This window comes from Arthrobacter sp. Soil_N43 (assembly GCF_057655195.1).
Genome location: NZ_JBDGML010000124.1, coordinates 24,440 through 36,464, shown reverse-complemented (window position 1 = coordinate 36,464; position 12,025 = coordinate 24,440). Strand labels below are relative to the sequence as shown.

Here is a 12,025-nt window from a genome sequence, read left to right as displayed (position 1 = left end):
TGCCCGCGGGCACGTTCATCCCCGCCGGAGCGCAGGGTGTCCGCGTGGCGGGTGAGCGCGGCGTGCACGGCGATACCGGCCGAGACGGGGAGCAGTGCGGTCAGGTAGCACATGGTGTCCGGTGCCGGGCGGAGGCTGACGTGCCGTTCGGTGGCGGCGTGGGCGGCGCGCTGGGTGACCGAGCGCGGGTCCCGGCGGTAGGCAGCGGCACGGGCGGCGGCCACGACGGCCCGGTCTCCCGCACCGCTCAGCGTTCCGGTATCGGGGGCGAGTTCCTCATCGACGCTGCACCGGTCCGCGGCGGACAGGGACGCCGTTTCGCGCACCAGCAACGTGGCCCGCCACTCGTTCAGCTGCCCGGTCTCCAAGGCAGCGAGCGTGTGCGGCATCTCGAGCACCAGGGCCCTGGCCAGGCCCAACAACCGGTTTCCCTTGGCCGGGGATTCGCCACGCGCGAGGGCGATCTGCGCCCCGATGCCCGCCCCGAGCTCATCAGCGGGAATCCCGGCGCCAGCCTGCTGCCGGCGCTGCAGCTGATCAAACGCGCGGTCAGGCGAGCCTGGCGGGCAGCCAAGGCAGACTTTTCCTCTTCCAGTGCCCGGACCTCATCAATCAGCCGGGCACCCTCCTGCTCGTCCACGCCCCCGTCCGGAACCGCTTCGAACCCCCAATTGCCGTCCATAACCCAACTGTCCCCCGGGGGCTATGACATTTAAGGATCGCCCTTTGCGGAGGACCCGACATCACTTCCGGGATTAGGCTGGAGCGGTGACCCGCCTCATTCTTGCCTCCCAGTCCCCCGCCCGTACCAAGCTGCTCAGCAACGCGGGCATCGCCCATGAAGTCCTCGTCTCCGATGTGGACGAGGACGCCGTCCAGGCCCGCTACGGCGTGACCGACCCGCACGACACCGCCCTGCTGCTCGCACGCGCCAAGGCCGAGGCTGTGGCCTCCCTGCCTGAGGCCGACGGCGCCCTGGTGATCGGCTGCGATTCCGTCTTCGAGTTCGACGGCGAAGCCCACGGCAAGCCCTACACGGCCGAGGTCGCCAAGGAACGGATGCTCCGCATGAGCGGCAGCATGGGCGTGCTGCACACCGGCCACTGGCTCGTGGACTGCCGGGATACCGACGGCTCCGACAACTCTGAGGACGGCAACGACGGCGGCGCCGCCGGTTCCGGCGCGACTCTCGGTTCCGTCTCCTCCGCCGAGGTCCACTTCATGGAGATGAGCGAGGCCGAGATCGACACCTACATCGCCACCGGGGAGCCGCTCCAGTGCGCCGGCTCCTTCACCATCGACGGCTATGGCGGGGCGTTCATCCGCAAGGTCGACGGCGATCCCCACACCGTTGTCGGGCTCTCCATCTCCACCCTCCGCGCCCTGCTGGGACAGGCCAGGGTGAACGTTACCGAGCTGTGGACCGGCGGCGCCGTGGATCCCTCCGAAGTCCGGGCCGAGTGAGCCAATTAGCGGCACCTTGTAGCAACCCTACAAAGCAGAGGCGCCGTACACGCGGATTCCGCCAGTAATATCGGCGGAATCCTCAAAATCAGGCTAGGCTCCCTGAAGGAAAAGAAGGAGACGCCTTGTCAGTTAAGCCGGAGCAGTCCGCAAGTCCAGAGCAGTCCACCGCCCCGAGCCACGCAGGTGCAGCCCTGACGAGCTCCAAGCGGCTGAGCAAAGTACTGATCGCCAACCGCGGGGAAATCGCCGTGCGCATCATCCGTGCGGCCCGCGACGAGGGCATCTCCTCGGTGGCGGTGTACGCAGACCCGGACCGCGATGCCCTGCACGTGCGGCTGGCGGACGAAGCCTACGCACTCGGCGGCAACACCGCCGCAGAGTCCTATCTCGTCATGGAGAAGCTGATCGAGGTGGCCCACCGGTGCGGAGCGGACGCCATCCACCCCGGCTACGGCTTCCTGGCCGAGAATGCCCAGTTCGCTGCCATGGTCATCGGGGCCGGCATCACCTGGATCGGCCCTTCCCCGGAGGCGATCTCCGCGCTCGGCGACAAGGTCCAGGCCCGCCACATAGCCGAAAAGGTGGGGGCGCCGCAGGTCCCCGGCACGGCCGATCCGGTGGAGTCCGCCGAAGAGATCCTCGAGTTCGTGGACAAGTTCGGCCTGCCCGTGGCCATCAAGGCGGCCTTCGGCGGCGGCGGCCGCGGCATCAAGGTGGCCCGCACCCGCGAGGAAGTCCCGGAACTCTTCGAGTCCGCCGTCCGCGAGGCAATTGCCGCGTTCGGCCGCGGCGAATGCTTCATTGAGCGGTTCCTGGATGCACCGCGCCACGTGGAAACGCAGTGTCTGGCGGACGCCTACGGCAACGTCGTGGTCGTCTCCACCCGCGACTGCTCCCTGCAGCGACGCAACCAAAAGCTTGTGGAAGAGGCCCCGGCCCCGTTCCTTACCGAAGAGCAAAACCGGCGCCTCTACGAGTCGTCCAAGGCGATCCTCAAGGAAGCCGGCTACCTCGGCGCCGGGACCTGCGAATTCCTGGTTGGCCAGGACGGCACCATCTCCTTCCTCGAGGTCAACACCCGCCTCCAGGTGGAGCACTGCGTTTCCGAGGAGGTCACGGGCATCGACCTCGTCCGCGAGCAGTTCAGGCTGGCGCGCGGCGAGAAGCTGGGCTACGGCGACCCCGAGGTCCGCGGGCACTCCATCGAGTTCCGCATCACGGGCGAGGATCCGGGCCGGAACTTCATGCCCGCCCCGGGCATGCTCACCACGCTGAAGAACCCCACCGGCCCCGGCATCCGGATCGATTCTGGCGTGGAGCAGGGCGACGTCATCAGCGGCAACTTCGACTCGATGCTGTCCAAGCTCATTGTCACGGGCGCCACCCGCACCGAGGCGCTGCAGCGCTCGCGCCGAGCCCTTGAGGAAATGGTGGTGGAAGGCATCCCCACGGTCATCCCCTTCGATCTCGCCGTCGTCAGCAACCCCGACTTCGCCCCGGCAGAGGGACCTTTCAAGGTCCACACCCGCTGGATCGAAACCGAGTTCGTCAACGACCTGCCGGCCTGGACGCCCACGGCCGCCGCAGCCGACTCGGAGGAGGCCGGCGAACGCCGGACCGTCGTGGTGGAGGTCGGCGGCAAGCGGCTGGAAGTCGCTATCCCCGCATCCCTCGGATTCAGCGGCACAGCATCGGGCAGCATGAAGCCTGCCAAGTCCAAGAAGCGCAGCCGCTCAGGCGGCGCAGCCCAGGCGGCCGGCGGCAATGCCCTGACCTCTCCCATGCAGGGCACCATCGTGAAGGTGGCAGTCGCCGAGGGCGACGTCGTCGCCGAGGGTGATCTCGTCGTCGTGCTTGAGGCCATGAAGATGGAACAGCCGCTGACTGCCCACCGCTCCGGCACCGTGACGGGGCTGGTTGCGGCAGCCGGCCAGACAGTGGCCGCCGGCGCAGTGATTGCGACCATCGAGGACTGACAGCTCATACAGAAATGCCCGGTGTGGATTCACACCGGGCGTTTCCGTTTAAGGAGAAGGCTCAGGCCACGTTGTTTTCGTAGTCCAAGTCGCGGGTTTCCTTGCTCAGGAACAGCGCGATCAGCGTCAGGACCGCCATGACCGTCAGGTAGATGCCCACGAGGACCGGGCTGCCGTCAGCCTGTTCCCAGAGCGCGACGGCGATGAACGGCGCCACAGCCGCACCCAGGATGCTGGACACGTTGTAGCTGACAGCAGAGCCGGTGTAACGGACGTTGGTCGGGAACAGTTCCGGCAGCAGCGCACCCATCGGCCCGAAGGTGAGCCCCATCAGGGAGAATCCGATGACCAGCAGTGCCATGGTGCCCACGAAGCCGCCGCTGAACAGCGGGACGAACAGCAGTCCGAAGACAAAGATGCCGCCGGTCACGGCCAGCAGCATCTTGCGGCGGCCGTACTTCTCCGCCAGCGGACCGGAGACCAGGGTGAAGATTCCGAAGAACACAACGCCAGCGATCAGCATCCAAAGGAAGTCGTTGCGGGTGAAGCCCAATCCGGGAACGAACGCCGCGGCGGCTGCCTCGGTCATGGGCTTGCCCGCCTTCTCCGCAGCTGCCTTGGCGGCGTCCAGGGTGGCCGGGCGCGTGCCATAGGTCAGGGTGAACGTGGTCATCAGGTAGAAGAGCACGTACGTAGCAAGCATGATGAACGTGCCCAGGATGAGCGGGCGCCAGCTCGTCTTGAAGACCCGGGCAAGCGGCAGCTTGGCCACTTCGTTGGATTCGAGTACCTTCGTGAAAGCCGGCGTTTCAATGAGCTTGAGGCGGACGTACAGGCCGATGATCACCATGATGGCGCTCAGCAGGAACGGTACGCGCCAGCCCCACGCTTCGAAGGCGGCCGGGGAAAGTATGTAGCTTGCCACCAGGAAGATCACATTGGCAATAATGAAGCCGATGGGCGCGCCGAGCTGCGGGAACGTCCCATAAATCGCCCGCTTGTTGGCGGGGGCGTTCTCAGTGGCCAGGAGGGCTGCGCCGCTCCATTCGCCGCCGAGTGCGAGGCCCTGGGCGAAGCGCATGACCACGAGGAGGGCCGGAGCCCAGAAGCCCCATCCCGGCACCAGCGCAGTGGGCAGGCAGCCGATCAGGAACGTGGCAATGCCCATGGTCAGCAGCGAGGCCACAAGGGTGCCCTTGCGGCCGAACTTGTCCCCGAAGTGGCCGAAAACGATGGAGCCCAGCGGGCGGGCGATAAACGCCACGCCAAATACGGCGAAGGAACTCAGCAGCTGGGTGGTTTCATTCTGTCCCGGGAAGAACAGCCTGGGGAACACGAGAACGGCGGCCGTGGCGTAGACGTAGAAGTCGTAAAACTCAACGGTGGTGCCGATGAGGCTGGCGACAATCACGCGCCCGCGCGTGTTCACTTGCTTGGCTGACCCCGGCTGCGGTGATGTGGCAGTGGATGACATGTAGTTGCGCTTTCTGAGGACTGGACGGACTTCGATGCCGACGCCGCCCGAAAATGAAATAAAACAGAGTTCAATATTAGTTCCCGCCGTCCAGCGAGTGGACATTTAGTCCACCATGCGGACGAACTGGATCGTCTCACGATGAGGTCTTCCGGCCAAGCCTAACTTGATGACTTTGCCGCTGATAGGCAAATGTCACAGCACGTTAACAAACGGCGACCGTCCTCGAAACGCGGCTTCCCTACCTTGGTAAGTACATCAATCCCCCCAAGGAGGTACACCGTGACTGCTGACCGCACCGCAGAATCCGGCGCCGGCAACTCCCTCGATCTTGCCGCAGAGCCGAAGACCGGGAGTGGTTCCGCTGCCCTCAATGTGCAGACCGCTTCAGCCACCGCCACCGATGCCCCCGCCCTTGAGGTCCGCCCCGGCCGCTGGATTGCGAACTGGGATGCAGAGAACAAGCAGCAGTGGGAAAGCCGCGGCCGCTCCATTGCGCGCAGGAACCTCAACTGGTCCATCTTCGCCGAATTCCTTGGCTTCGTCGTCTGGCAGCTGTGGTCGATCGTCGTGGTCCAGCTCCCCTCGGCAGGCTTCACGTTCAGCACATCCGAAATCTTCTGGCTCATCTCCATGCCGAGCCTCGTGGGCGCCACCCTCCGCATCCCCTACACCTTCATGGTCCCGAAGTTCGGCGGCCGCAACTGGACCATCGTTTCGGCGCTGCTCCTCCTGATTCCGTCGGTCGGACTGGCCATGTGTGTCTCCAACCCGGAAACACCCTTCGGCGTCATGCTGTTCGTGGCTGCCCTGGCAGGTTTCGGCGGCGGCAACTTCGCCAGCTCGATGGCCAACATCACGTTCTTCTACCCCGCACGTGAAAAGGGCTGGGCCCTGGGGCTCAACGCGGCCGGAGGCAACCTCGGCGCCGCCGTGGCACAGCTGGCCGTTCCCATCGCCATCACCCTCCTGGCCGCCGGCAGCGTGAATCTGCCCATGGCCGGCCTGATGTGGGTCCCGCTGATCCTGATCGCGGCGTTCGGCGCCTTCAAGTACATGGACAACCTCACCAGCGCCAAGGGTGACGTGGCCGGCTCCCTGGCCGCGCTCAAGGAACCGCACCTGTGGATCATGGCGCTGCTCTACATTGGCACCTTCGGTTCGTTCATCGGCTTCGCCGGCGTCTTCCCCAAGCTCATCAAGGACTACTTCCCCGCCTTCTCCTCCATCGGGGTCGGAACGGTTGCCCTCTCGCTGGCCTTCCTCGGCCCGCTGGTCGGCTCCCTGGCCCGCCCCTACGGCGGACGCATGGCGGACCGCATGGGCGGTGCCCGGATGACCGTGGCTGCCTTCGCCTCCATGGCCGTGATCACACTGACCATGATCTGGACGCTCCCGCTGAAGAACTTCTGGCTCTTCCTGGTCCTCTTCCTGATGCTCTTCACCGCCAGCGGCTTCGGAAACGGCGCCACCTACCGCATGATCCCCGTCATCTTCGCCATCTCCAGCCGGGCGGCCCGCTCCGGCGCCAGCTCGGTGACCACCCAGCGCCTGGCCTCCGCGGCCCTCGGCCTGATCTCGGCGATCGGCGCCTACGGCGGGTTCGTGATCCCGCAGGTGCTGAACGCCTCCAATACAGCCAGCGGCTCCTACACGCCGGCGTTCTACGGCTTCGTCGGAGCGTACGTTGTGATGCTCACGGTCTGCTGGTTCTGCTACATCCGCAACACCAACCGAAATGCGATGGGACACGTCTAACATGACCAAAAGCGCCGACACGCACTGCCCTTACTGCGCCTTGCAGTGCGCCATGACGCTCAAGTCCCCAGCGGCTCTGGCCCCGGCTGTCCAGCCGGGGCCAGAGCCCGTGCCTGCCGCCCCTGCCCAGGACGCGGCAGCCCAGAGCGCGCCCGCGCTCGAAGGACAGACCCTTGAGGTGAGCGGACGCGACTTCCCCACCAACCGCGGCGGCCTCTGCCGCAAGGGCTGGACCTCCGCCTCACTCCTGCAGCACCCCGGCCGCGTCACCGAGCCCATGTTCAAAGGGCCCGACGGCGTCTTCCGCCCCATCACGTGGGACGAGGCGCTGTCCCGCATCACCACCGCCGTCCGGGAGACGCGTGCGAAGCACGGCGCGGACGCCATCGGCGTTTTCGGGGGCGGCGGCCTCACCAACGAAAAGGCCTACCAGCTGGGCAAATTCGCCCGCCTCGCGCTGGGCACCTCCCGCATCGACTACAACGGCCGGTTCTGCATGTCCTCGGCCGCCGCCGCCGGCATGCGCGCCTTCGGCCTGGACCGCGGCCTGCCGTTCCCGCTGGAGGCGCTGGACACTGCCAGCACCATCCTGATGCTCGGCTCCAACGTCGCCGAGACCATGCCGCCCTTCGTCCAGCACCTGCAAGGCGTCCGCGACGCCGGCGGCCTCATCGTCGTGGACCCCCGGCGTTCCGCGACGGCGCGGTTTACCGCCGACGGCGGCGGGATCCACCTCCAGCCGCTGCCCGGCACCGACCTCACCCTCCTGCTTGGCCTGTCCCACGTCGTTATCCACGAGGGCCTCGTGGACAACGACTACGTCGCCGCCCGCACCACCGGCTACGACGCCGTGGTCCGCAGCGTCAACGCCTTCTGGCCGGAGCGGGTCCAGTCCATCACCGGTGTGCCCGCCGAGCTCATCCGCGAAACCGCCCGCCGGCTTGCCGAGGGCGCCCGCCGCGGCGGCAGCTACATCCTCACCGGCCGCGGCGTGGAACAGCACGTGGACGGCACAGACACCGCCACCGCGGCCATCAACCTCAGCCTGCTGCTCGGGCTGCCCGGAACGGCCCGCAGCGGCTACGGCACCCTCACCGGCCAGGGCAACGGCCAGGGCGGCCGCGAACACGGCCAAAAGGCCGACCAGCTGCCCGGGTACCGCAAGATCACCGATCCCGCCGCACGGGCGCACATGGCCAAGGTCTGGAACGTCCCCGAGGCGCTCATCCCCGGCCCCGGCCTCCCGGCCGTGCAGCTGCTCAAGTCCCTGGGCGAGCCCGACGGCGTGCACTGCCTCTTCGTGCACGCCTCCAACATCGCCGTCGCCTCCCCCGATGCGAACGACGTCATCCGGCGCCTCCGCACCCTGGAGTTCCTGGTGGTCTGCGACTTCTTCATGTCCGAGACTGCCGCCGAGGCCGACCTGGTCCTGCCGGTCCTTCAGTGGGCCGAGGAAGAAGGCACGCTGACCAACCTCGAAGGCCGCGTGCTCCGCCGCCGCCAGGCGATCCAGCCGCCCGCCGGTGCCCGCAGCGAACTGTGGATCATGGCCCGGCTGGCAGAGGCTCTCAAGGCGCCATCCACCTACAGTGACGATCCCGAGACAGTTTTCGAGGAACTCCGCCTCGCCTCCGCCGGCGGCGCGGCCGACTACTCCGGCATTGACTACGCCATGCTCGACGCCGGAGCGGCCGCCTACTGGCCCTACCCCGTGGGCAGCACCGGAACGCCGCGGCTGTTCCTGGACTCGTTTGCGCACCCGGACGGCAAAGCAGTCCTGACCCCGGTGGCGCCCCGCCGCCGTCGTACGCCGGCAGCCCATGCCGACCCCGCCGCCAAACCCATGACCCTCATCACCGGCCGGCTGCTGGAGCACTACCAGTCAGGTGCGCAGACGCGGCGAGTATCCGAGCTCCTCGCATCGCAGCCGGAAGCCCGGATGCAGATCCATCCGGCCGCTGCCGCGGCCATGGGCATCACAGACGGCGCGCAGGTGTCGGTGGCGAACGAGCGCGGCGAGGTGGTGTGCCGGGCGGAACTCAGCACGGCCATCCGCCCAGAAACCGTGTTCCTCCCGTTCCACTTCCCGGAGCTGGAAAGCGCTAACCGGCTGACCGAAGCCGCCACGGATCCCATCTCGGGGATGCCTGAATTCAAATTCAACAAAGTATGGGTCCGGTTGGCGTCGGCCGTACAAAACACCAGTGTTCTTCAGACAGCGGAGGCCTCATGAGCGAGCAGATTGTAATTGTCGGATTTGGTCCGGTGGCGGCGCGGCTGGTCGACGAGCTGCTGCCCGCGGTGCGCGCCGGGCAGGTGGGGCTGACAGTCATCGGCCAGGAGGAGGACGCCGCCTACAACCGAGTCCTCGTCGCTGACCTGGGCGTGGGCCGCACCACCGCGGAGGCACTGGCCCTGGCCGACGCCGCCGCTCTCGCAGTAGACGGCGTGGACGTCCGGCTGGGCGTCAAGGTCAAGCGAGTGGACCGGGCACGGCAGCACGTGCTGCTCTCCGACGGCACTTCGGCCCACTACGACCGGCTCGTCTTCGCCACCGGCTCCCGGCCCGTCATCCCCAACCTCACGGGCATGAACCCGGACCCGGCAGCTCCTGTCCTCCCGCCGGGCGTCACCGCCCTGCGCGACCTGCGCGACGCCGAAGTGCTCCGCCACGCTGTCGCGGGACGCAAGCGCGTGGTGGTGCTCGGCGGCGGGGTCCTCGGCCTTGAGACGGCCCTCGCGGCGGCCGAGGAAGGCGCCACGGTCACCGTGGTGCACAACGGGCCCCACCCCCTCGGCCGGAACATCGACCGCGGCGGCGGAGCGGTGCTGGCCGCCAGCCTCCGCAGCTGCGGCGTCCGCGTGGCCGGAAACGCACGCTCCACGGGCGTTGAGCACAACGCTCCCGACGGCGGGTTCTCGGCCCTGCTGCTCGACGACGGTTCCGCCATCGACGGCGACCTCCTGGTCCTCTCCTGCGGCGTGCGTCCGCGGACGGAACTGGCGGAGGGCTGCGGCCTGTCCACAGGGCAGGGCATCCTCGTGGACCACCGCCTGCGCGCGCACCATGAACCGCACATCTTCGCCATCGGCGACTGCGCCGAGGTCCGCTGCCCGGATCCGGCCTGCATCGAATGCCGCACGGCGCGCGGTCCGTCCGGCCTGGTTGGCCCGGGATGGCGGCAGGCCGAATGGCTCGCCGAATACCTGCAGCGGCTGGCCGAGGGACCTCAAGGGGACGCTGACTCGCTGCCTCCGCTCCCCCAGGAGAAGCCCGGAGTGATCGTGCTCAAGGCCCGCGGCATGAACATGGCCGTGGCCGGGGACAACGCCGCCGAGCCGTGGGATGAGGATGTCCTGACCGCCGGAGCCGTCAACGGCAGGCCGCGGCTGCAGATCGCACAGTGGGCCGATCCGGAACACGGCCGCTACGTGAAGATGACCACCCGCGGCGGCGTGCTCGAGGGCCTGGTGACCGTGGGCATGCCCCGCACCGCCGGCGAACTGGTGCAGCTCTTCGAACGCGGCGCCGAACTGCCCGCGGACCGTTCCCTGCTGCTTCGCCTTGACGGTCCGGACCAGCTGGCGCCGTCCGCTGCTTCCAACGATCCGGAAAGCACCGTCTGCCGCTGCGCGGGTGTCAGCGGCGGCAAGATCACTGAGGCCGTTACCGGCGGCTGTTCCACGGTCGCCGAGGTCTCCTCAGCCACGCGGGCCGGCACCGGCTGCGGCGGCTGCCACGAGGACATCAAGGGGCTCATCGAAAAACACTTCCAGGCGGCAGCCGCCTAAAACCTGACAGCGCTGAACGGGCCGGTGATTAAGCCTGTCGAAATCCCGGTCCCGCTCAGCGATTACGGCTAGATGTGGACGTGCAGGCGCCTGGCCGCCTCGGAGATCGAACCGCTGAGCGACGGGTAGACGGTGAAGGTGCTGGCGACGTCGTCGACGTGCAGTTTCTGCTTCACCGCGATGGCAATCGCGAAGATCAGCTCGGAGGCGTTCGGGCCCACCACCACGCCGCCGATCACGGTGCCCGACCCCTTGCGGGCGAAGATCTTGACGAAGCCGTCCTTGACGTTGCGCATCTTGGCGCGGGCATTGCTCTTCAGCGAGAGCTTGATGATGTCCCCCTGGTACTTGCCGGACTCGATCTCGGCCTCGGACACACCCACGGACGCGATTTCGGGTGAGGTGAAGATGTTGGACGCCACCTGGTGCAGCTTGATGGGCGTGACGCTGTCGCCCAGGAAGTGCGCAATGGCGATCCGGCCCTGCATTGCGGCGACGGAGGCCAGCGCGAGGACGCCGGTGCAGTCGCCGGCAGCGTAGATGTTCGGCGCGGTGGTGCGGGAAACGCCGTCGACCTTGATGTGACCGCTCTCGGTGAGCGCAACGCCGGCTTCTTCGAGGCCGATTCCTGCGGTGTTCGGGATGGAACCCACGCAGACCAGGCAGTGGCTGCCGGTGACCTTGGTACCGTCGCCGAGGGTGACCACGACGCCGTCCCGGGTGCGTTCGACGGCTTCGGCACGTGCGCGCGACAGGACCTTCACGCCGCGGCGCTCGAACACCTCTTCAAGGACCTCCGCGGCGTCAGTGTCCGAGCCGGGAAGCACACGGTCCCGGCTGGATATCAGGGTGACCTTCGAGCCGAGGCCGTTGTAGGCGGAGGCGAATTCGGCGCCGGTCACACCCGAACCAACCACAATGAGCTCTTCGGGCAGCTCATCCAGGTTGTAGATCTGCGCCCAGTTCAGGATGCGTTCCCCGTCGGGCCGGGCCGTGGGGAGCTCGCGCGGGTGCGCACCGACGGTCAGCAGGATCGCATCGGCTTCGACCGTTTCCGTGCCGTCGGCCGTCTGGACCTCGATGGTGTGGTTGTCGACCAGCTTCCCCGAACCGATCAGGATGCGGACGTCCTGCTGCTCCAGGCCGGCCGTGATGTCACGGGACTGCTGGCGCGCCAGGCCCAGAAGACGGTCGTTGATGTGCTTGAGGTCGGCACGCATCACAGGCACGAAGTCGCCGCCATCGACGTCGAGTTTGACGCCCAGCTCCCCCGCCTCGCCGACGCGGGTCATGAGGTCCGCCGTCGCGATCAGGGTCTTGGAGGGCACGACGTCGGTCAGCACGGCGGATCCGCCGAGGCCGGCGCGCTCGATGATGGTGACCTTGGCCCCCAGGTGGGCGGCAACCATGGCCGCCTCGTACCCGCCCGGACCTCCGCCGAGAATTGCGATTCGGGGTGCGCTGAAATCAGGATGCATAGTCACAATCAACCATTCTCGCCCATTGGCTGCCGCACCACCAACAAACCACCCCCGAGAAACAACGGGCACGGCCGGCT

Annotated in this window: 7 protein-coding genes and 1 pseudogene; 5 read left to right on the top strand and 3 right to left on the bottom strand. The window is 67.5% G+C overall.

What is annotated here, in order from left to right:
* Positions 1 to 682: pseudogene (locus AC3A3W_RS20680) on the bottom strand (DUF222 domain-containing protein); the annotation flags it as partial.
* An 86-nt stretch (positions 683 to 768) separates the two neighbouring features.
* On the opposite strand from AC3A3W_RS20680, the gene AC3A3W_RS20675 reads away from it, so the two are divergent.
* Together AC3A3W_RS20675 and AC3A3W_RS20670 are read left to right on the top strand one after the other, a co-directional pair.
* Positions 769 to 1,464 (top strand): Maf family protein, encoded by a 696-nt coding sequence (locus tag AC3A3W_RS20675; RefSeq protein ID WP_487445001.1) that lies wholly within the window; start codon positions 769 to 771, stop codon positions 1,462 to 1,464.
* Between the two features lie 194 nt (positions 1,465 to 1,658).
* On the top strand, positions 1,659 to 3,443 hold the full coding sequence (locus tag AC3A3W_RS20670; RefSeq protein WP_487445002.1) for an acetyl/propionyl/methylcrotonyl-CoA carboxylase subunit alpha: 1,785 nt from the start codon (positions 1,659 to 1,661) through the stop codon (positions 3,441 to 3,443).
* A gap of 61 nt (positions 3,444 to 3,504) precedes the next feature.
* Here the strand turns inward: AC3A3W_RS20670 and AC3A3W_RS20665 are convergent, their stop codons facing one another.
* On the bottom strand, positions 3,505 to 4,917 hold the full coding sequence (locus AC3A3W_RS20665) for an MFS transporter (RefSeq protein ID WP_487445000.1): 1,413 nt from the start codon (positions 4,915 to 4,917) through the stop codon (positions 3,505 to 3,507).
* A 282-nt stretch (positions 4,918 to 5,199) separates the two neighbouring features.
* Here AC3A3W_RS20665 and AC3A3W_RS20660 point away from each other — a divergent pair, with 282 nt between their 5' ends.
* From AC3A3W_RS20660 to AC3A3W_RS20650, 3 genes are read left to right on the top strand one after another with little or no spacing between them, the layout of a single operon-like run.
* Positions 5,200 to 6,675, top strand: a complete 1,476-nt coding sequence (locus AC3A3W_RS20660) for an MFS transporter (RefSeq protein ID WP_487444999.1) — start codon at positions 5,200 to 5,202, stop codon at positions 6,673 to 6,675.
* A 1-nt stretch (position 6,676) separates the two neighbouring features.
* A complete protein-coding gene (locus AC3A3W_RS20655; RefSeq protein ID WP_487444998.1) occupies positions 6,677 to 8,908 on the top strand; it encodes a molybdopterin oxidoreductase family protein in 2,232 nt (743 codons plus the stop codon).
* Positions 8,905 to 10,467, top strand: coding sequence for an FAD-dependent oxidoreductase (locus AC3A3W_RS20650; protein WP_487444997.1), 1,563 nt, complete (start codon positions 8,905 to 8,907; stop codon positions 10,465 to 10,467). The genes AC3A3W_RS20655 and AC3A3W_RS20650 overlap by 4 nt, the downstream gene beginning before the upstream one ends.
* Before the next feature lie 68 nt (positions 10,468 to 10,535).
* Here the strand turns inward: AC3A3W_RS20650 and AC3A3W_RS20645 are convergent, their stop codons facing one another.
* Positions 10,536 to 11,951 carry an NAD(P)H-quinone dehydrogenase gene (locus tag AC3A3W_RS20645; RefSeq protein ID WP_487444996.1) on the bottom strand — a complete coding sequence of 472 codons (1,416 nt, stop codon included), beginning with the start codon at positions 11,949 to 11,951 and terminating at the stop codon, positions 10,536 to 10,538.
* Between the last annotated feature and the right edge of the window lie 74 nt (positions 11,952 to 12,025).

Bases quoted from the DNA above. Each gene is read 5' to 3' on its own strand.
- AC3A3W_RS20665 (WP_487445000.1), bottom strand. From the start codon at position 4,917: ATGTCATCCACTGCCACATCACCGCAGCCGGGGTCAGCCAAGCAAGTG.
- AC3A3W_RS20650 (WP_487444997.1), top strand. From the start codon at position 8,905: ATGAGCGAGCAGATTGTAATTGTCGGATTTGGTCCGGTGGCGGCGCGG.
- AC3A3W_RS20655 (WP_487444998.1), top strand. From the start codon at position 6,677: ATGACCAAAAGCGCCGACACGCACTGCCCTTACTGCGCCTTGCAGTGC.